This is a genomic window from Saccharibacillus qingshengii (assembly GCF_013185195.1).
Lineage (GTDB): Bacteria > Bacillota > Bacilli > Paenibacillales > Paenibacillaceae > Saccharibacillus > Saccharibacillus qingshengii.
The window spans coordinates 43,159-63,579 of the sequence record NZ_JAAZWC010000028.1 but is presented as its reverse complement, the minus strand read 5'-3'; the positions used below and the strand labels follow the sequence as shown (position 1 = coordinate 63,579).

At 53.9% G+C, this 20,421-nt stretch carries 16 protein-coding genes; 8 read left to right on the top strand and 8 right to left on the bottom strand.

What is annotated here, in order from left to right:
- Positions 1-241 precede the first annotated feature (241 nt).
- From HRQ60_RS19395 to dnaA, 8 genes are all read right to left on the bottom strand, one after another.
- Positions 242-1,333, bottom strand: a complete 1,092-nt coding sequence (locus HRQ60_RS19395) for an HD-GYP domain-containing protein (RefSeq protein WP_172199042.1) — start codon at positions 1,331-1,333, stop codon at positions 242-244.
- Between the two features lie 256 nt (positions 1,334-1,589).
- Complete coding sequence (gene gyrA, locus HRQ60_RS19390) at positions 1,590-4,139, bottom strand: DNA gyrase subunit A (RefSeq protein WP_172199039.1); 2,550 nt, start codon at positions 4,137-4,139, stop codon at positions 1,590-1,592.
- A gap of 343 nt (positions 4,140-4,482) precedes the next feature.
- The gene (gene gyrB / locus HRQ60_RS19385; protein WP_172199036.1) at positions 4,483-6,399 is read right to left on the bottom strand and encodes a DNA topoisomerase (ATP-hydrolyzing) subunit B; all 1,917 of its coding nucleotides are present in this window, start codon (positions 6,397-6,399) and stop codon (positions 4,483-4,485) included.
- 151 nt (positions 6,400-6,550) lie between these two features.
- On the bottom strand, positions 6,551-6,802 hold the full coding sequence (gene remB / locus HRQ60_RS19380) for an extracellular matrix regulator RemB (RefSeq protein ID WP_172199033.1): 252 nt from the start codon (positions 6,800-6,802) through the stop codon (positions 6,551-6,553).
- 30 nt (positions 6,803-6,832) lie between these two features.
- Positions 6,833-7,942 (bottom strand): DNA replication/repair protein RecF, encoded by a 1,110-nt coding sequence (recF, locus tag HRQ60_RS19375; RefSeq protein WP_172199030.1) that lies wholly within the window; start codon positions 7,940-7,942, stop codon positions 6,833-6,835.
- Between the two features lie 154 nt (positions 7,943-8,096).
- Positions 8,097-8,315, bottom strand: a complete 219-nt coding sequence (yaaA, locus tag HRQ60_RS19370; RefSeq protein ID WP_281358144.1) for a S4 domain-containing protein YaaA — start codon at positions 8,313-8,315, stop codon at positions 8,097-8,099.
- Between the two features lie 209 nt (positions 8,316-8,524).
- Positions 8,525-9,667: a DNA polymerase III subunit beta gene (gene dnaN, locus HRQ60_RS19365; protein WP_172199024.1), complete on the bottom strand. Its 1,143-nt coding sequence runs from the start codon at positions 9,665-9,667 to the stop codon at positions 8,525-8,527.
- A 157-nt stretch (positions 9,668-9,824) separates the two neighbouring features.
- A complete protein-coding gene (gene dnaA, locus HRQ60_RS19360) occupies positions 9,825-11,180 on the bottom strand; it encodes a chromosomal replication initiator protein DnaA (protein WP_172199021.1) in 1,356 nt (451 codons plus the stop codon).
- Between the two features lie 939 nt (positions 11,181-12,119).
- Between dnaA and rpmH the strand changes: the two genes are divergently transcribed.
- From rpmH to noc, 8 genes are all read left to right on the top strand, one after another.
- The gene (rpmH, locus tag HRQ60_RS19355) at positions 12,120-12,254 is read left to right on the top strand and encodes a 50S ribosomal protein L34 (protein WP_018976936.1); all 135 of its coding nucleotides are present in this window, start codon (positions 12,120-12,122) and stop codon (positions 12,252-12,254) included.
- Between the two features lie 72 nt (positions 12,255-12,326).
- Positions 12,327-12,677 carry a ribonuclease P protein component gene (gene rnpA / locus HRQ60_RS19350; protein ID WP_172199019.1) on the top strand — a complete coding sequence of 117 codons (351 nt, stop codon included), beginning with the start codon at positions 12,327-12,329 and terminating at the stop codon, positions 12,675-12,677.
- Positions 12,678-12,833: 156 nt separating this feature from the next.
- Positions 12,834-13,709 (top strand): YidC/Oxa1 family membrane protein insertase, encoded by an 876-nt coding sequence (locus tag HRQ60_RS19345; RefSeq protein WP_343044751.1) that lies wholly within the window; start codon positions 12,834-12,836, stop codon positions 13,707-13,709.
- 72 nt (positions 13,710-13,781) lie between these two features.
- The gene (gene jag / locus HRQ60_RS19340) at positions 13,782-14,681 is read left to right on the top strand and encodes an RNA-binding cell elongation regulator Jag/EloR (protein ID WP_172199016.1); all 900 of its coding nucleotides are present in this window, start codon (positions 13,782-13,784) and stop codon (positions 14,679-14,681) included.
- A 204-nt stretch (positions 14,682-14,885) separates the two neighbouring features.
- Entirely contained in the window at positions 14,886-16,262 is a 1,377-nt protein-coding gene (gene mnmE, locus HRQ60_RS19335; protein WP_172199014.1) for a tRNA uridine-5-carboxymethylaminomethyl(34) synthesis GTPase MnmE, read from the top strand.
- Between the two features lie 226 nt (positions 16,263-16,488).
- A complete protein-coding gene (gene mnmG, locus HRQ60_RS19330) occupies positions 16,489-18,375 on the top strand; it encodes a tRNA uridine-5-carboxymethylaminomethyl(34) synthesis enzyme MnmG (protein ID WP_172199011.1) in 1,887 nt (628 codons plus the stop codon).
- 2 nt (positions 18,376-18,377) lie between these two features.
- Positions 18,378-19,100: a 16S rRNA (guanine(527)-N(7))-methyltransferase RsmG gene (rsmG, locus tag HRQ60_RS19325; protein WP_172199008.1), complete on the top strand. Its 723-nt coding sequence runs from the start codon at positions 18,378-18,380 to the stop codon at positions 19,098-19,100.
- Between the two features lie 461 nt (positions 19,101-19,561).
- Positions 19,562-20,380, top strand: a complete 819-nt coding sequence (gene noc / locus HRQ60_RS19320; protein WP_172199005.1) for a nucleoid occlusion protein — start codon at positions 19,562-19,564, stop codon at positions 20,378-20,380.
- Positions 20,381-20,421: the final 41 nt, after the last annotated feature.

Sequence of the window (20,421 nt, the reverse complement as noted above, 5' to 3'; positions counted from 1 at the left end):
TGCAAGTCTTTTTTTGAAATCTTTTTGTCAGCTTCTTGCGAAGCGTCTTGTCCGATTCCGGTTGGGACTCGCTCACTTGTTCGAACCGCACGGTCACTCTCTCAAGGCCGTTCCTAGAATATATCATGCTGAGTTTAAGAAGGCAAGCACTTTTTTAAGAAAAGTATCATTAAAAGCAAAAAGGCCCCCAATCACTTGAGAGTCTTTGTCTTGGCATTGGGATGCCGGCTTGCTGCGGGTTCTATAGCACCTCTAAGATAAACAGTTTGCGATCCTGAATCAGGTTAACGATCTCTCCGTTAATCGATACGATCGGCCGGGTAGGTTGGTGGGCATCGGCATAAACGATCTCGCCCATTTTCCGATTGCTCAGCTTCACGCGTGTTCCAAGCGACAGCTGGGTCGTATGCTTGATCAGCGTACGGACAATCGCCGGATCGAGCTTTCCGAAAGAATCCTGTTCCAACTGCTCCAGTACCAGATAAGGCGAAGTGGCTCCGCGATAACGCCGGTCCAGTGTCATCGCATGGAAAATATCTGCAACAGCTACGATCTTTGAATAGAGGTGAAGCTTTTCTCCTGTCAATGCAAACGGGTATCCACTTCCGTCGATCCGTTCGTGATGCTGCAGCGCAGCCAACAGAACGCCTTCCTGCAGGGCCGTCGCATTTTTCAGAATCTGGTAGCCGTACGTCGTATGATTGTCCATCTCCGCTTTTTCTTCCGGAAGCAGCGACGTCGGTTTATGCAGAATCGTCGGCGAAATTTTGACTTTACCCAGATCATGCAGCAAACCGGCCAGCGATACCTGAATCCAGTTCTTCTGCGGAACATCCAACCAACGGGCAAGCATATATGAAGTTAAAGCACACAATACGGCATGATGATACATATAATCGTGCTTATCCGGCATACGCGGCGTAAAGCCCAGAATCCGGTATCCTTGAATTTGATCGATCAGCTTCTCCAACTGTGCACGCCATTGAAAGATCGGAATTTCCATAGCAATTACGGATGGAAAACCTGTCTTAATCAACGCTACCATCTGATCATACTCTTCGATGAAGCCTTTTTCCTTACGATTCACGTTCGGACGAACAGTCTCACCGTTTGGAAGAGCTGATTCTTTATTTTCTTGTTCCGCTGCTTTTTTGCCGGTTTCTCCCGAAGCCCCCTGAAGTTCTACCTGATCGATCATAAAGGCGTGCAGGATCTCCAGATCTCTCGGAAGCAGCACTCTGCCTTTTTGAAAAAGAAGATTGCCTTTATCGGTATAAACGTTGGCTGCGATTTTTTTGCCGGCCTCAAGTTCCGTTACGGATACACTTACCATGGTACACACCTCCTCTATTGCGGTCGTTCGGGCTTCCGAAATCGGATATTCATCCTTAAGCTCGGATAAATGCCGTCTGATTGTCGTACGCAAACCGCTTGCTTACCATTTCGATTATATGCCGTGATACCAAGAGCAACAATACCAAAAATATCCGAAATCGGTTTTCTATGCGCTCTTTTAAGTAAAAGGGGATTTTCACGCAAAAAAAGGAAGTCCCGGAGGACTCCCTTGGCTTGTCAGCGCCGCTCGGTTCTTACTCCGACGCCCCCGGATCGTTATCCATCATTTCCAGCAGAGCCTTGGCTTCAACGTCCGCCACGACCGTATCCGCCTGCTCTTCCGACAATTCGCCTTCGCCCAGTTCGTCGTCTTCAATCTCTTCGCTCTTGTCGATTCGGCAGACGGTAGCCACCGCATCTTCATCGCGAATATGAATAAGTCTTACACCCTGTGCGTAGCGTCCCATCGAAGAAACGCCGTCCATGCTTGTACGGATCAGCGTACCGCTGGTCGTAATAATCATCAGATCCTCTTCGGATTTGACGACTTTCAGACTGGCCACCGGTCCATTTTTATCGGTGACATTGATTGTCTTGATCCCTTTGCCGCCGCGGGTCTGAACCCGGTACTCGCCAATCGGCGTACGCTTGCCGTAGCCTTTGCTCGTGACGATCAGCACTTCGCGGTCCGTCTTGACGACGTCCATGCCGATGACCGTGTCTTCGCCTTCAAGAGAGATCCCTTTGACCCCTGTCGCGCCGCGGCCCATCGAGCGCACGTTGCTTTCCTTGAATCGGATCGACAGACCGGAAGACGTGCCCATGATGATCTCCTGCTCGCCGTCGGTCAGCTTGGCTCCGATCAGGGAGTCGTCGTCGCGCAGCGTGATCGCGATCAGACCGCCTTTGCGGATATTGGCATAATCGGTCAGCGGCGTCTTTTTGACAATACCCCGGCCCGTAGCAAAGAACAGGAAGCGGTCTTCCTTGAACTCGTGTACCGGAATGACCGCATTGATCGATTCGCCCTGTTCGATCTGGATCAAGTTGATGATCGGAGTTCCGCGTGCCGTACGGCTGAGTTCCGGAATCTCGTAGGCTTTGAGCCGGTATACTTTGCCGCGGTCCGTGAAGAACAGCAGATGATTATGGGAATTGGTCGCAAACAGATGCTCGACGAAATCTTCGTCTTTGGTTCCCATTCCCATTACGCCGCGTCCGCCCCGTTTCTGGCTGCGGTATGTGGTTGCCGGCAGACGCTTGATGTAGCCGGTATGCGAAATGGTGATGACCACTTCTTCCTGCGGAATCAGGTCTTCGTCCAGAATGCTGTCTTCGCCGACCGTGATTTCGGTACGCCGCTTGTCCGCGAAACGCTCCTTGATCTCGTTCAACTCGTCGCTGATGATCTGGACAAGCAGCTTCTCGTCCGCCAGAATGGCGCGGTATTCGCCGATCCGCTCCAGAATTTCGTTATACTCGCCTTCAATCTTCTCGCGTTCCAGTCCGGTCAAGCGCTGCAGACGCATATCCAGAATGGCCTGAGTCTGTTCCTGGCTGAGCGAATAACGCTCGGTCAGCTGCTCGCGAGCGGCATCGGCCGTCTGCGAACCCCGGATCAAGGCGATAACTTCGTCCAGATGATCCAGCGCGATACGCAGACCTTCGAGAATATGAGCCCGTGCTTCGGCCTTTTTGAGATCGAATTCGGTACGGCGGCGTACGACAACCTTCTGGTGCTCCAGGTAGTGATACAGCACGTCCCGCAGATTGAGGATCTTCGGCTCGTTGTTGACGATCGCCAGCATGTTGACGCCGAACGTCGACTGCATCGCCGTATGGCGGTACAGGTTATTGAGTACAACGCTTGGGTTCACATCGCGGCGAAGCTCCACCACGATCCGCATGCCGTTGCGGTCGGATTCGTCGCGCAGGTCCGTAATGCCGTCGATCCGCTTCTCGCGAACCAGCTCGGCGATCTTCTCGACCAGCCGCGCTTTGTTGACCTGGAACGGGATCTCGTTCACGATAATCCGCGCTTTGTTGCCGAATTCCTCGATCTCCGCTTTGGCCCGCATCGTAATGGAGCCCCGTCCCGTCTGATAAGCCTGACGGATACCCGAGCGTCCGAGAATAAAGCCGGCGGTCGGGAAATCCGGACCTTGAATATATTCCATCAGATCCATCGGCGTCAGATCTGGGTTCTCGATCAGCGCCTGAACGCCGTCAATGACTTCGCCGAGGTTGTGCGGAGGAATATTGGTGGCCATACCGACCGCAATACCCGATACCCCGTTAACGAGCAGGTTCGGATAGCGGGCCGGCAGAACGACCGGTTCATGCTCTTCGCCGTCGTAGTTCGGCTGGAAATCGATCGTTTCCTTGTTGATATCGCGCAGCATTTCCATTGCGATCTTCGAAAGACGGGCTTCCGTATACCGCATCGCTGCGGCGCCGTCGCCGTCGACGGAACCGAAGTTGCCGTGTCCGTTGACCAGCATATAGCGCATCGAGAAATCCTGGGCCATGCGGACCATGGTCTCGTATACTGCGGTGTCCCCGTGAGGGTGATACTTACCGATAACTTCGCCGACGATTCTCGCCGACTTCTTGAACGGCTTATCCGGCGACATGCCGAGTTCGGACATCGCATAGAGAATCCGTCTGTGGACCGGCTTCAAGCCGTCTCTGACGTCCGGCAGCGCGCGGCTGACGATGATACTCATTGCATAATCCATAAAGGACTCGCGCATTTCAACGCCGATATCCCGATCTATGACCTGCGATCTTTGTTCTTCCGCCATGACTGCCTCCTTCTATTTGGACACAGGTTCGGGCCTGCCCGCTTCCGGGAAAAGGAAAGACTCGAACCCTGTACCGTTGGTGCCTGCATAATCACGTGGGCTGCTGCTTTTGTATTTGAAAGTAAAGCCTTGAAATCATCTTGCAAACGCCGGAATATGCGGCTTCCACATCCTTATTATTATACCATTAATCCGTCGGGATGTCCGTATTTTGTCGTGGAAAAACAGCGTTAAAAAGAGCATTGTTTCACATTTTCCTGCGTTTTTCATACAAAAAAAGAAGAGACGCCCCCTTCGGGCCGCCTCTTCTTCGCCCTCTCCCCCAGGAGGGAGAAATCCGGTGTTAAATATCCAGGTTGGTTACGTAGCGGGCATGCTCTTGAATGAAATCACGACGAGGTTCGACGTTGTCGCCCATCAGCGTATCGAACAGCGTATCGGCCAGCATCGCATCGCCGATCGATACCTGCATCATGGTCCGGCTTTCCGGATCCATCGTCGTTTCCCACAGCTGTCCGGCATTCATCTCGCCCAGACCTTTATAGCGCTGTACGTTGACTTTGACGCCCGGTCCGAAGCTCTCGATGATCTCGTCGCGCTCTTTCTCCGAGTTCGCGTAGATGACCGTTTTGTTGCGCTCGATCTTGAACAAAGGCGGCTGTGCAATATACACGTAGCCGGCTTCGATGATCGGCCGCAGATAGCGGTAGAAGAACGTCAGCAGCAGCGTACGAATATGCGCGCCGTCGACGTCCGCATCGGTCATGATGACGACTTTGTGGTAGCGGGCTTTGGCGATATCGAAATCTTCGCCGATTCCCGTACCGATCGCCGTGATGATGGCGCGAATCTCCAGGTTGGACAGGATACGGTCAAGTCTGGCTTTCTCGACGTTCAGGATCTTGCCCCGAATCGGCAGGATCGCCTGGAAATGCCGGTCGCGGCCTTGTTTGGCCGAACCGCCGGCGGAGTCTCCTTCGACGATATAGACTTCGCTGATCGAAGCGTCCTTGGACGAGCAGTCGGCAAGTTTACCCGGCAGCGCGCTTACTTCCAATACGCTCTTGCGGCGCGTCAGTTCGCGGGCTTTGCGCGCCGCTTCGCGGGCTCTAGAAGCCTGAAGCGCTTTGTCGAGAATACGGCGCGCAGCGGAAGGGTTCTCGTTCAGGAAGTCCGTCAGCTTCTCGGAGAAGAGCGACTCCACGATGCCCCGAACTTCGCTGTTGCCGAGCTTGGTCTTCGTCTGTCCTTCGAACTGGGGCTCCGGGATCTTGACGGAGATAATCGCCGTCAGACCTTCGCGCACGTCGTCGCCGGTCAGGTTGCTGTTCGCGTCCTTAATGACGCCCGCTTTGCGCGCGTAATCGTTGATAATACGCGTCAGCGCACTCTTGAAGCCGGATTCGTGCGTACCGCCTTCATGCGTATGAATATTGTTCGCGAACGAATAAATACTCTCGGCGTAGCCGTCGTTATACTGAATCGCGATTTCGACCGCGATCATGTCGCGCGAACCTTCGACGTAGATCGGGTTTTCCTGGATCACGATTTTGTTCTGGTTGAGGAATTGGACATATTCGCCGATCCCGCCTTCGTAGTGGAACGAAGCGTTCTCGCCTGTCCGCTCGTCGAGCAGCGAGATCATGATGCCTTTGTTCAGGAACGCCAGCTCGCGAATTCTAGTCAGCAGCGTGTTGTAATCGTACACAAGCGTTTCGGTGAAAATTTGCGGATCGGGCTGGAACGTTGTCATCGTGCCCGTTTCGCCTTCCGCCACTTCCCCGATGACGCGCAGATCATACTGCGGAGCGCCGTAACGGTACTCCTGCTCGTAGATTTTGCCGTCGCGTTTAACCTGAACGACAATTTTCTCGGACAGCGCGTTGACGACCGATACGCCGACGCCGTGCAGACCGCCGGATACTTTGTACCCGCCGCCGCCGAATTTGCCGCCCGCGTGCAGGACGGTCATGACGACTTCGAGCGCCGGACGTTTCATTTTCGGGTGCTCGCCGACCGGAATCCCCCGGCCGTTGTCGATTACCGTAACGCTGTTGTTCTCATGCACAATAACCTGGATATGGTCGCAGTGCCCGGCGAGCGCTTCGTCGATGCTGTTGTCCACGACTTCCCAAACAAGATGGTGAAGGCCTCTGGCGCTCGTCGAACCGATGTACATCCCCGGCCGCTTGCGTACCGCTTCCAGTCCCTCGAGGACTTGTATCTGACTGGCATCATACGATTGTTGATCCATTGACATGCTTCGTTCACCCACTCCTGTAGTTTGTGAAAATTTGAGAAAAGAATACGAAACGCCCGCTCCCAAAGCCTGTTACCGAAGGCAGAGGGAAGGGCGGCGTATAAGGAATTCCTAGATAAAACCGATTCAATCCGACATCCGAAACTTTTATTTAGAGGCCTGCGCTAAATGTTTTGGAACGCTTTTTTAGCGTCGCGGAAGAAATAGGCGAATAGTAGACGACGGACTTGGTGACGACGATGGACTTGGCCTCTTCCTCGCCGATCGTTTCGACCTGTTTGCTTTCTTTGGCGGCCGTGGTGAACTGCTTGGAGATACGCGAAGATTTTTCGATCGAAACGTCGAAAATGGCAATCAGTTCCGAAGAACGAATGATTTTTTCACCGCCGATATGGATATACATGAGAACTCGAAGCCTCCTTGAGTCACACCTTTAGAATTCTACATGCCCCTCGCTGACCGAGTAAATATGCGCACCCTGCAGCTTCTCCGCGTGGATCGTCTCGATTCCGGTCGCGGTAATGAACGTCTGCACCCGGCTCTGAAAAGTCTCGATCAGTTGGGTCTGCCGGTAGGGGTCGAGCTCCGACAGCACATCGTCGAGCAGCAGAATCGGGTACTCGCCGATTTCTTCGTGAATGAGTTCGATCTCGGCCAGCTTCAGCGAAAGCGCGGTGGTGCGCTGCTGGCCTTGAGAACCAAAATTGTGTACTTCTTTGTCGTTGATGAAAAAAGTCAGGTCATCCCGATGGGGGCCGGCAAGTGTCGTTCCCCTGCGGATTTCCTGTTCGCGTACTTGTGATAATTTTATCATAAATTGTTCCAATAAAACAGCTTCATCTTCCTCCTCGGCTTCGCCGAACGAAGGTACATAGCGCAGAAGGAGCTGTTCCTTGCCGCCGGTTATCCCCTTGTGGATATCCTGCGCCCATACCTGCAGCTTGCGGATAAACCGCTTGCGCCGGCGTACGATGCTGGCTCCGTGTTGGGCCAACTGTTCGTTCCAGATCTCCAGCATGACCGGATCCGGCGTTTTGCCGTACGACTGCTTGAGCATGTTGTTGCGCTGCAGCAGAACTTTCTGGTACTGCTGCAGATGGAACAGATAGCTCGGCTGGACCTGTCCAATCTCCATATCGAGAAAACGTCTGCGAATGCCGGGGGTCCCTTTGACGATCTCCAGATCTTCCGGCGCGAACATTACCACATTCAGCGTGCCGATAAAATCGCTCAGCTTCCGCTGCTCCAGGCCGTTGATCTTCGCCTTCTTCCCTTTGGGAGACAAAGAAAGCTCCAGGTGGACATTTCCGTATTTCTTTTCCACATGGCAGCCCGCATAAGCCGAGTCCTCGCCGAAAGCGATCAGTTCCCGATCTTTGGCCGTTCGGTGGGATTTGGTCAGTGCCAGCACGAACAGCGATTCCAGCAAATTCGTTTTGCCCTGGGCGTTGCGGCCGATCATCAGGTTCACGCCGCCGAAGTTTTCCAGTTTCATTTCGCCGTAGTTCCGGTAATTTTTGAGTGCGATGTCTCTAACTAGCACGTGATTTCGATGCCTCCTGTGCGCCGCCGCAAAATGAAGACGGGGCCGCATTTGCACGCCGCAAAGCTGCCCCGTCTGCTGTGGATAGTGGATAACCCGCCCAGGGCGGACCTGTTTCGCCGCTTGGGATAAAAGCTGTTCCCGTCAAAAGACCTCAGTCTTCCCGCACGACTTTATACGGGCCTTCTCCGTCTACCTCTACCGTATCTCCCGGATACAATTTGCGGCCCCGGCGCTCTTCGTTTTCTCCGTTTACCTTGATCAGACCTTCGGCGATCAGCATTTTGGCGCTGCCTCCGGTAGAAATGCAGTCGGCCAGCTTCAAAAAGGTGTCGAGCTTGATATATTCCGTACGAATCGATACTTCATTCATCATTTTGCCTTCCTTTCGGGGTTGTGTCAAAAAGAAAAGGCAGTGGAGGCGCCGGAGAAGTTTCGTTTCGGTCGCTGTTTCACCCGGGAAGAGTGATTGGATTCTATGGAATCTTCCCGGGTTCAAAGGCGAACATTACATTCCTCCACTGAAACTTCTCCTCTGCCTCTAGCTTTTCTCTAGAACTGGGTTTCTATATTTTTAAAAATTTAGTTGGTTGTCCGGTAAGGGAGGATGATGTACAGGCTGTTGCTGTCGTCGGTCGGTTCGATAATGATCGGGCTCATGACGCCGGTGAACCGGATCGTCAGCTGCTCGCTTTCGATGACTTTGAGTACATCGAGCATATATTTCGAGTTGAACGACAACCGGAGCTGTTCGCCTTCGAACTCGGCCAATTGAATTTCTTCCTGTACGCGTCCGAGTTCCGTCGAGCTGGACGAAATCTCGATGCCGCCCGCTTCGAGCGTCTGCATCCGGACGATATTCGTCTTTTCTTCGCGGGAGAGCAGATAAGCGCGGTCGATCGACTCGCTCAGGTTTTTGGTGTCGAGCAGCAGACGCGTCTTGTGGCTAGAAGGGATGATCTTCGACGTATCCGGATACAGACCGTCGAGAATCCGCGAATAGAACAGGACGCGGTCGACTTTGAACAGGACCTGATTGTCGGCGACGACGATATCCACAAGCGTATTCTGGTCGGGAATGATTTTGCCCAGTTCGTTCAGCGTTTTGCCGGAAATGACGACGTTGTTGAATTCCAGATCTTCCGTGCCTTCAAGGCGGACCGTCCGGGTGGCCAGGCGGTGGCGGTCGGTAGCGACGAATTTAAGCTGGCCGTCTTTGAGGCTCCACATCACGCCGGTCAAGATCGGAGTCGTCTCCTGGGTCGAAATGGAGAATACCGTTTGACGGATCATATGCCGCAGCAGATCGCCGGGAACGGACAGGACGCGGTTTTCTTCAATGCTCGGCAGCACCGGGAATTCTTCGGGATCCAGACCTACGAGCTGAATGTCCGTTGCGCCTGCGCGGATAAAGGTCTGAAAGCCGCTTCCCACTTCCATTTCGATCTCAGCGGTCGGCAGCTTTTTGATAATTTCCACGAAAAATTTGGCCGGAAGCACAACGCTGCCGACTTTCTCCACGGTGACCACCGATTTGTTGTCTTGTTCCGCCGGAATAAAAGCCTGAATAGAAATATCGGTGTCGCTGGCTGTCAGGGTAACCCCGTGATAGGCCACATCGAATTTGATACCGCCGAGGATCGGAATGGTCGTCCGGCTGGAAATGGCTTTCGATACGTGTTGGATAGCCTCGCTGAGGTGGGATTTGGAAATGCTGATCTTCATCTCGTCACTCCTGTAATAGATAATATATTCTTTAAGATCTTTATAGTAAAAGTAGTAGGGGCACTGAATATGTGGATAACCTGTGAAAGAGCCCGGAAAACATAACAAACGAAGCCTATCCACATGTGTATAAGTTGTGCATAGGCTTTTCGCTTATTCAGGACGGATTTTTGATTTTTTCGGTCAGGCTGTGGACAACTTTCGTCAGCTCCTGATCGATCTTCAACGACTGGGAGATTTTCTCGTGCGCATGGATCACGGTCGTATGGTCGCGTCCGCCGAATGCTTCGCCGATCTTCGGCAGCGAATAATCGGTCAGTTCGCGTGACAGATACATAGCCACCTGACGCGGAAACGCGATCGCTTTGGTCCGTTTTCTCGCTTTGAAATCTTCCATTTTTAAATTGTAGTATTCGCCGACCCGCTGCTGGATATCCTGAATCGTGATGATCCGCGGACGGCTGGACGGGATAATGTCTTTCAGAGCTTCGGCCGCCAGATGCGCGGTTACGTCCTGATTGGTCAGGGAAGAGTAGGCCACGACACGGATCAGGGCGCCTTCGAGCTCCCGGATATTCGTATCGATCTGATTCGCAATGTACATCATCGCTTCATTCGGTACATCCAACTTCTCCGCACGTGCTTTTTTTCGCAAAATCGCAATCCGCGTCTCGAGATCCGGCGGCTGGATGTCGGTGATCAACCCCCACTCGAACCTTGAACGCAGGCGTTCTTCCAGGGTCGGAATCTCTTTCGGAGGCCGGTCACTGGAAATGATGATCTGTTTGCTCTCTTCGTGCAGAGCGTTGAAGGTATGAAAGAACTCCTCCTGCGTCGATTCTTTGCCGGCGATAAATTGAATGTCGTCGATCAGCAGGATATCGATATTCCGGTATTTGTTCCGGAAACTTTCCCCGCGATTGTCGCGAATCGAGTTGATGAACTCGTTCGTAAACTTCTCCGAAGAAATGTACACCACACGGCTGCTGGGATTGTGCTGCAAAATGTAATGGCCGATCGCATGCATCAAGTGCGTTTTTCCAAGCCCGACGCCCCCATAGAGAAAGAGCGGATTATAGGCTTTTGCCGGCGCCTCGGCGACGGCGAGCGATGCGGCATGGGCAAAACGGTTGCCCGAGCCGATGACGAACGTGTCGAATGTGTATTTCGGATTCAACATGTTCGTATTCGCCTCGACGCTGACCTGGACCGGCGTTGGCGGCGGAGTCGATTGCTTCTGCAGAGACTCTTCTTCATGTCCGGGTTCCTCGATCACAAATCTCACCGTGACATTGCGTCCAAGCACATCGAAAGCTACCTGTGCGACAAGTTTGGTATAGCGGCTTTCCAGCCATTCCACAGCGAATGTGGTGGGCGCAGATACGGTCAGCGCGCCCTGGGTGAGCTGAATGACTTCGGTTGCCTTGAACCAGGTGTCGAAGCTCGGTTTGCTCAGCTTGGTTTGGATGATCGATAGAATTTGTTGCCACAATTGAGCGGTATGGCTGTCCACAAACTGTCACTCCTTTGAAATCGTACGATGTGGCTTAAGCCGGAGCATCCGCCGAAAGTAGTCGGAAATAAGGAAAGCCGAGAGAGGTTATCCCCACTGCCAAGAATTATGGGAACAAAAAAAGAAGGATAAATTGACTTGTTCACAACTTTATCCACAGACTGTTGATAATATAGAGGCTAAAACCGGATATTCACACCGAAAAGTAATCTAATCATAGCAAAAGAAGCCGTTCATTTCAACGTTTGGCGTTATATTATCCACAATACCAATACCTTGTGCATAATAGATATCCACACCACAAGATATTGTTCATAACGTGTTCAGAATTCGCCTGTGCATAAATCGGTTGCCCAAAACTATACACAGGCCAAAAGGCAATACGGTGGAAAAGTCGATTACGCAAAAACGTCATTCCGGACAGGAAGCTTGGACAGGAACGGGATGAGCGTCTGTGGATAACTTTGGGGCCGCAAAAAGACCGCGAATAGCCCAAATCATGAAAAAGGAAGCAGGCGACGAAAGAGGGGGAGCGAAAAGAAGGTTCCGAGGAAGGCACGGATCCGGAAGCCAAAGAGGGAGTATGGAGAAGGAGAACGACTCGTCTAGTAAGGCCAGGTAACGAACAATACGCCGAAAAGAGGGAGAAGTGGAGGCAGCAGCTTACGATTTCCAGCCGTTAAAATGAACATAACGCGAAGATTGCTTGCCTGCTTGGAGTGCCGACGAAATTTTCCCTACCTTATATAGAGGTTTTTCGGACCTGTTTTCTTCTAAAAAAAAGAGGAAGGTATCGCAAGAAGATGACTTGACTTTGCTGGAAACGCATGATTAAATGATAAAAGGCATGTTCTGCGAGAAGAAGAACGAATGTGTGAAACTATATTGGTTTAGCGATTTTGCAAAACCTGTACTACCGTAAAAGGAGGTGCTATTGTAATGGGTCCTACTTTCAAACCAAACACCAGAAAGCGCAAAAAGGTGCACGGATTCCGTAAAAGAATGAGCACGAAAAACGGCCGCAAGGTGCTGGCTGCTCGTCGTCTCAAAGGCAGAAAAGTGCTGAGCGCGTAAGTTCAGGCACATGAGCGAAGACCACCTGGAGGTGGTCTTTTTTTTCTTAAAACAAAGGGGACGCGAGGAAAAGTGCAAAAAAAGCTACGATTACGGAACCGGGCCGAGTTTACTCGCGTATACCGTCACGGCAAGTCTTTCGCGAACCGGCAGCTGGTCTTGTACTGGTTCCATAAACGGGACGTCGAGCGTTTTCGCATGGGCGTGTCGGTCAGCAAAAAAGTGGGCAATGCGGTTGTCCGCAACCGGATGCGCCGTTTGATGAAAGAAATTGTCAGGCAGCATGCCGACGAAATCGTCGATCATGTCGATCTTGTGTTTATTATCCGCAAGGGCGCGCTGGATCTGGACTACAAAGAGCTGGAGAAGAGCGTACTGCATGTGCTTCGCAAATCTTCGCTGATCAAGCGCAAAGTCCGTTGAACGACGGTTTGGGGGATACGCAAATGAAGCGCTTTTTTGCGTTTCAAATAGCGTGCTAATTATGGTATGATTTTCACAACTGCCGACAATTTGTCCGATCCGGCAAGAAGCCTCACGGGAGTGCAGGAACATGAAGGTTAAGAGAGGGGTTATCAAGTGTCTCATTTGTTTAAACGCAGAGGCAAATGGCTGTTCGTTATCGCCGCTGTCCTGCTGATTGCCGTTCTTGCGGGCTGTACGCCGACGAATACGGCGCTGCATACGACGGAAGACTTGAGAAACAGCGGAAGCTTCTGGCGCAGCAACGTGGTGTATTGGTTCTCGCTGGCGCTCGACACGTTCGCCAGATGGTTCGGAGGCGAATACGGCCTCGCCGTCCTGCTGCTCGTGTTGATTGTCCGTACGTTGATTCTGCCGCTGACCATTAAGTCGGTCAAGAGTTCCAAAGCGATGCAAAAGATCCAACCGGAAATGCAAAAGCTGAAAGAACAATTCAAAGACGATCCGCAGCGTATGCAGCAGGAGCAGATGCGCCTGTTCCAAGAGAACAAGGTAAATCCGGCTGCCGGCTGTCTGCCTCTGATTATCCAGATGCCGATTTTTATCGCTTTGTATAATGCTATCATCTATAACAGCGATTTGGCACAGCATTCCTTCTTGTGGATGCAGCTGGGTAAACCCGATATTCCGCTCACGCTGTTCGCAGCGGCAACGACATTCCTGCAAACCTGGCTGATGATGCGTCAGAATCCGGCGCAGCAGCAGAGACCGATGCAGTTTATGCTGTTTGTATATCCGATCCTGATCTTCTTTATGGGTTATCAGTTTCCGTCCGCTCTGCCGCTGTACTGGGCAATGAGTAACGTGTACACGATTGTGCAGAACTTCTTCCTGTACCGCAACAACGACCCGAAAGCCGCAGCTGCCGTTATCGCGCAGCAGGGCGGATCGAAACCTTCGGGTGGCGGCGTAAGTCTGTCGAAGGGCGCAGGCCCGGTCTCCAGCCGCAAAAAGAAAAAGAAAAAACGTTGATTTTCAGATAGAAAAACCGTTCTGACTGGCATGTGAAAAGACGAAGCGTGAACACAAGGGGGCGCGGATTCGATGACGAGCAAAGTGACGGCTGTGGGAAAAACGGTAGACGAGGCCATAATACAGGGGCTGGCACAGCTTGGTGTAACGAGAGATCGTGTCGAGGTCAATGTGCTTGAGCACCCTTCCAAAGGTTTCTTGGGCCTGTTCGGCAGCCGCAAGGCAAAAGTCGAACTCACGTTGATCCGATCGAACCGCGTCCTTGAAGATGCAGCCGAACCTTCTCCCCAAACGGAAAAGACGGCTCGACGCGAACGGCCCGGCCATCCGGGGGATGAACAGGTACCGCGTCGGGAGCGTCCGAATCCGGCTGCTCCCGGTCCGGTCCATGCAAACACGCCGGGTCAAGCGGATCCCCATGCGCCTCGGCGTTCCCGTCCGAATCCGGCCGCGCCGGCTCCTATGGGAACGGCAGGCGAAGGAGATTCGGCGAACGGAGTGACCGTTTTGTCCGAGTCGAAACCGGAAGATCGTTACGGAGAAGCCGCCGCGTTTATTCGCGACGTTGCGCAGTCCATGGGGCTTGAAGTCGAAGTCGATATTCGCAAGAACCGCGACGGCGGCCTGCTCGATATTTCCGGCCCCGAGCTGGGGATGCTGATTGGGCGCCGAGGCCAGACGCTCGATGCGCTGCAGCTGCTCGCAAGCGTGGTAGCGAACAAAGATTCGGACCGTTTTGTCCGGCTTACGCTGGATGCGGAAAATTTCCGCCGCCGCCGGGCCAAAACGCTCGAAGAGTTGGCGGACCGTCTGGCTGAGCGCGTCGTTCGTTCGCGCAAGGAAGTCGTGCTGGAACCTATGCCTCCGCAGGAGCGCAAAGTCATTCACGCACGGCTGCAGAACCACCCCGAAGTCGAGACGGGTAGCCGGGGCGAAGAACCAAACCGGCGTGTTGTAATCACGCTTAAATAAGCCGGCAGTTCCCGGCAGAACGGCGCCCTCTTTGCCTTCACGGTGAAGAGGGCCCTCTGCCGTTCGGGAGCCGCTGCATTAAATTTGAATGTGAAAGAAACGGATGCCCAGAACTTCCGGGATGTGTAAGAGCGCGGAGGGGTCCGTTTCTTCTTGTATATAGGGCGTGCGGCAAGGCAGGCCGAGAAAGAGAGGGACAAGCAGATGATTAGCGATACGATTGCAGCGATATCAACAGCCGTCGGCGAAGGCGGGATTGCCGTTATCCGCGTCAGCGGTCCCGAAGCGGTCGGGGAAGTCAGCCGGCTGTTTCGCGGCGCCAAACCACTGACCGAAGCGCCTACGCATACGGTGCATTACGGATTTATGGTCGATCCCGAAACAAAGGAAAAGTTGGAAGAAGTACTGGTGACCTTGATGCTCGCGCCCAAGTCGTTCACGACGGAAGATGTGGTCGAGATCAGCGCGCACGGCGGCGTCGTCTCGGTCCGGCGCATCATGGAACTGCTACTGAAGCAGAAGATCCGACTGGCCGAACCGGGCGAGTTCACGAAGCGCGCTTTCCTGAACGGCCGGATCGATCTGTCTCAGGCGGAAGGGGTCATCGATTTGATTCGTTCCAAATCGGACAAAGCTTTTTCCGTGGCATTCAAGCAGGTGGAGGGCGATCTGTCCCGCCGCATCCAGGAACTGCGGCAGACGCTGATCGAGACGCTGGCGCATATCGAAGTCAATATCGATTATCCGGAGCATGATGTAGAATCCATGACGTCGCTGTTTATCCAGGAAAAATGCGGGGCCGTGCTGGAAGAAGTCGAACGTCTGCTCAAGACGTCGAACCAGGGCAAGATCCTGCGCGAAGGTATCACGACGGCGATTGTCGGACGGCCAAACGTCGGCAAATCTTCGCTGCTCAATGCCCTGTCCGGTCAGAACCGGGCGATCGTGACCGATATCCCGGGCACGACGCGCGACGTCATCGAAGAATTTATTACCATCAACAATATCCCGCTCAAGCTGCTTGATACCGCCGGAATCCGCGAGACGCTGGACGTTGTGGAACGGATCGGGGTCGAACGTTCGCGCACCGCACTGAACGAAGCCGACCTGATTCTGCTCGTACTCAGCCATGGCGACGAACTGGATGACGAAGAAATACGTTTGATGGAACAGATCAGCGGCCGACAGTCGATCGTCATTTTGAACAAAATGGATCTGCCGCAAAAAATCGAGACGGAAAAAGTGCGCGGGTTCTACAAAGAAGAGCTGATTGTGCCGATGACCGTTAAAGACAGCGAAGGGATCGACAGTCTGGAAGAAGCCATTTCTTCCCTGTTCTTCGCCGGCAAACTCGAAAGCGCCGATCTGACTTATGTGTCGAACGTACGCCATATTGCGCTGCTGCACCAGACGAAGCGTTCGCTGCACGATGCGATCGAAGCGGCTCAGATGTTCGTGCCGATCGACATGATCCAGATCGATGTGCGGATGGCCTGGGAACAGCTCGGCGAGATCGTCGGCGATACCGCCCAGGACTCCTTGATCGATCAGATCTTCTCCCAGTTTTGTTTGGGCAAATAAGCCGAAGCCACTTTTTCTTTTACAACTACCGTGAAGCCGGTTTTTAACTTATGCGAGCATGCAGGCGAAGGGGCAACAAGATTCCGGAAAAGCGAAGCGTTCGCCTCTGTCTTCGGGATGCTTCCCTGCCCAATTCAATCAGGCATCCCGAAGGCAGGAAGCGATTGAAGGAACTTTTTGCGCCCGCAGCCTGTTGTGCGAGCACCCCTTAAGGAGGGAAACACCAATGACATACTCAGGCGGAGAATTTGATGTAATCGTCGTAGGGGCCGGACATGCCGGCGTCGAATCGGCGCTTGCCGCAGCCCGGATGGGCTGCAAGACGCTGATGGTCACCATCAACCTTGATATGGTAGCCTTCATGCCCTGCAACCCGTCGATCGGCGGCCCGGCCAAAGGCCATGTCGTGCGCGAAATCGATGCGCTCGGCGGCGAAATGGGACGCAATATCGACAAGACGTTTATCCAGATGCGGATGCTTAATACCGGTAAAGGTCCGGCCGTTCACGCGCTGCGCGCGCAGGCCGATAAATTCGATTACCAGCAGACGATGAAGGAAACGATGGAAAAAGAACGCAATCTCACCATGCGCCAAGGGATGGTCGAAGAACTGATCGTCGAAGACGGCAAGTGCGTGGGCGTCGTAACCAAAACGGGCACGCGGTATACGGCCAAATCGGTCGTGCTGACGACCGGCACGTACCTGCGCGGCAAGATCATCATGGGCGAGCTGATGTACGAGAGCGGCCCGAACAACCAACAGCCGTCCGTGCGTTTGGCCGAGCATCTGCGTGAGCTTGGATTCAATCTGGTTCGCTTCAAGACCGGAACGCCGCCGCGCGTGCACAAGGATACGATCGACTTCTCGAAGACCGAGATTCAGCCGGGCGACGACAAGCCGAAGTTCTTCTCCTACGAAACAAAAGGGTCGACCAATCAGCAGCTGCCGTGCTGGCTGACCTACACGTCGCCGGAAACGCATCAGATCATCAACGACAACCTGTACCGCGCGCCGATGTTCTCGGGTCTGATTGAAGGGACCGGTCCGCGCTACTGTCCGTCCATCGAGGACAAAGTCGTACGCTTCAGCGACAAATCGAAGCATCAGATCTTCTTGGAGCCGGAAGGCAAGAATACGGCCGAGTATTACGTCCAGGGTCTGTCGACCAGCCTGCCGGAAGACGTCCAGCTGAGCATGCTGCGTACGATCGCCGGCATGGAGAAAGTCGAAATCATGCGCAACGGCTACGCGATCGAATACGACGCGATGGTACCGACGCAGCTGTGGCCGACGCTCGAAACGAAGCTGCTGCCGGGTCTGTTTACCGCCGGGCAGCTGAACGGAACGTCGGGATACGAAGAAGCGGCGGGACAAGGGATCATGGCCGGTATCAACGCCGCGCGCAAAGCCCAGGGTCTTGACGCTATCGTGCTCGATCGTTCGCAGGGGTACATCGGCGTTCTGATCGACGACCTCGTTACGAAAGGGACGAACGAACCTTACCGGCTGCTGACTTCGCGCGCCGAATACCGGCTGCTGCTTCGTCACGACAATGCGGATCTTCGTCTGACGCCAATCGGCCGCGAGATCGGCTTGATCGGAGAAGAACGGTACGAAGCGTTCCTTGATAAAAAAGCCAAGGTTGAAGCGGAGATCGAACGTCTGCGCAAAACGAAAGTACATCCGGATCAAGTTAACCCGATGCTGGAACGGATCGGATCGGCCGTAATCAACAATGGCTCCGATCTGCTGACCATCCTGCGCCGTCCGGAAGTGACGTATGCGGAGATCGCGCCGATCGTACCGACCGAAATCGAGCTGGACGAAGAGATGAAAGACCAGGTCGAAGTTCAGGTGAAATATGCCGGCTACATCGAGAAGCAGCTGGCGCACGTGGAACGTTTGAAGAAAATGGAAAAGAAAAAGCTTCCGGAAGACCTCGCCTACGAAGAAGTACGCGGTCTGGCGATGGAAGCGAAGCAGAAGCTGGCCGCGATTCGGCCGCTGTCGATCGGACAGGCTTCGCGTATTTCCGGCGTAACGCCCGCCGATATTTCGATCCTGCTCGTTTACCTGGAACAGGTTAATCGGGTAGCGGCGGCACGGGGGTAAGTATGGACGAGATACAGAAACGGTTTACGGAGCGTTTGAAAGAGCGCGGAATCGACCTGAACGAAACACAGCTGGAACAGTTCGAGACTTATTACAAGCTGCTGGTCGAGTGGAACGAGAAGATGAACCTGACCGGCATTACCGAACGCGAGCAGGTGTATGAGAAGCATTTTTACGATTCGCTGACGCTGGCTTTCTATGTCAATATGAAAAAGGTAACCAGCCTTGCCGATATCGGTTCGGGTGCCGGCTTCCCCGGCGTCCCGCTCAAAATCGCTTTTCCGCATCTGAAATTGTGCATTATCGATTCGCTGAACAAACGGATCACGTTCCTCAAGACGCTGTCGGAAGGACTCGGGCTCACAAATGCCGAGTTCCTGCACGGCCGTGCCGAAGAATGGGGACACAAGCGCGGATATCGCGATTCGTTCGATCTGGTAACGGCCCGCGCGGTTGCTCGCCTGGCTGTACTGAACGAGTTCTGCCTGCCGTTCGTCAAGCCGGAAGGCATCTTCGCGGCGATGAAAGGTACGGATCCGACCGAAGAAATCGCGGATGCCCAGAAGAGTCTGCGCGAGCTGCGGGGCGAGATCTTGGGCGTCGAAGCGTTCCAACTGCCATTTGATGAGTCGGACCGCCATATTATCCGGGTGTCGAAATTCGCGATTACCCCGTACAAGTATCCGCGTACGCCGGGTCTTCCGATGAAAAAGCCTCTGGTTTAAGCCGGCTTGTTTCACGTGGAACACAAAATTTAAAGATTTTGACCCGATGTCCGGGTAACCAAAGCGCTGCCTCCGGGCGGCGCTTTTTTGGCTTGGACTGCCTTTTTCGGGGAGAGTTGAAGGCGGATCGGCGGCGGATTTCAGGATAGGATTCACCGCTAAAAAGTGATAAACTGGAATTGTCTGCCCGCCGAATTTCCGCGGGCTGCCCAGGATTTGCAATTCAGGAAGAACCGGCGGCCCAAGCCGCCGGTTCCGGAAGATACACGCTGCAAAAACGGCAAGAACAGGCTTGGCAGGCGCGGTCACAGGCGGGAAACGCAAGGAAGCCCAGAATGCGGGGGGAACGCATAGGCTTCCGGTCTCCGCCCGGATCCGCGTACGGTCGGGCCGGGAGTTGAAATTTCTTGAGAAGGACGGCTTAAGTTGCCGCTTTCCCGGAACAGGTGGTCATGGTCGGAATGAAAGAGCAATTTTCCAAGTTATTCGGGCTGACGGAACGTGCGGCCGGAGACGAAGTCAAACAGATTCCGGTCGATGAGATTGTGAGCAGCCCTTATCAGCCGCGAACGATCTTCGATGAAGAAAAGATCGAGGAGCTGTGCCAGACGATCCGGACGCATGGCGTTATCCAGCCGATCGTCGTGCGTCTGCGCGGCGGCAAATACGAGATTATTGCCGGCGAGCGGCGCTGGCGCGCCGTCCGGAAGCTCGGCCTCCCGACGGTTCCGGCTATAGTGCGCGAATTCAACGATTCGCAGACGGCCTCGATCGCGCTGATCGAAAATCTGCAGCGCGAAGGATTGACCGCGATCGAAGAAGCGGCCGCTTACGAGAAGCTGATCGAGCTGCATCAGCTGACGCAGGAAAGTCTGGCCCAGCGTCTGGGCAAAAGCCAGTCGACGATCGCCAACAAGCTGCGTCTGCTGCAGCTTCCCGGGCCGGTCAAGCAGGCACTGATGGAACGCAGGATTACCGAACGCCATGCCCGCGCACTTCTGCCGCTCGGAAGCGAGGAACTTCAGCTCAAGCTGCTGAAGGAAATCGTCGCCAAAGAGCTGAACGTCAAGCAGACGGAAGCCCGGGTCGCTTTTTACAAAGAAACCGTTCAGGTCAAGAAATCCAAGCGCGTCTCTTACAGCAAAGACGTCCGGCTGGCTCTGAATACGATCCGTCATTCGATTGACATGGTGTCGGGATCGGGGATGAACATCCGGACCACGGAAGCCGACCAGGGAGATCACTACGAAATCGTGATTCGGATTCCCAAAAAGTCCTGATTGCGGAGCGCGGCTGCGGAATTCATGCCGGTACGGAACAA

What these genes read in the sequence shown, in the direction of transcription:
- rpmH (WP_018976936.1), top strand. Translation starts at nt 12,120, where the DNA reads ATGGGTCCTACTTTCAAACCAAACACCAGAAAGCGCAAAAAGGTGCAC.
- HRQ60_RS19395 (WP_172199042.1), bottom strand. Translation starts at nt 1,333, where the DNA reads ATGGTAAGTGTATCCGTAACGGAACTTGAGGCCGGCAAAAAAATCGCA.
- noc (WP_172199005.1), top strand. Translation starts at nt 19,562, where the DNA reads ATGAAAGAGCAATTTTCCAAGTTATTCGGGCTGACGGAACGTGCGGCC.
- jag (WP_172199016.1), top strand. Translation starts at nt 13,782, where the DNA reads ATGACGAGCAAAGTGACGGCTGTGGGAAAAACGGTAGACGAGGCCATA.
- mnmG (WP_172199011.1), top strand. Translation starts at nt 16,489, where the DNA reads ATGACATACTCAGGCGGAGAATTTGATGTAATCGTCGTAGGGGCCGGA.
- mnmE (WP_172199014.1), top strand. Translation starts at nt 14,886, where the DNA reads ATGATTAGCGATACGATTGCAGCGATATCAACAGCCGTCGGCGAAGGC.
- yaaA (WP_281358144.1), bottom strand. Translation starts at nt 8,315, where the DNA reads ATGAATGAAGTATCGATTCGTACGGAATATATCAAGCTCGACACCTTT.
- rsmG (WP_172199008.1), top strand. Translation starts at nt 18,378, where the DNA reads ATGGACGAGATACAGAAACGGTTTACGGAGCGTTTGAAAGAGCGCGGA.
- remB (WP_172199033.1), bottom strand. Translation starts at nt 6,802, where the DNA reads ATGTATATCCATATCGGCGGTGAAAAAATCATTCGTTCTTCGGAACTG.
- gyrB (WP_172199036.1), bottom strand. Translation starts at nt 6,399, where the DNA reads ATGTCAATGGATCAACAATCGTATGATGCCAGTCAGATACAAGTCCTC.
- gyrA (WP_172199039.1), bottom strand. Translation starts at nt 4,139, where the DNA reads ATGGCGGAAGAACAAAGATCGCAGGTCATAGATCGGGATATCGGCGTT.
- dnaN (WP_172199024.1), bottom strand. Translation starts at nt 9,667, where the DNA reads ATGAAGATCAGCATTTCCAAATCCCACCTCAGCGAGGCTATCCAACAC.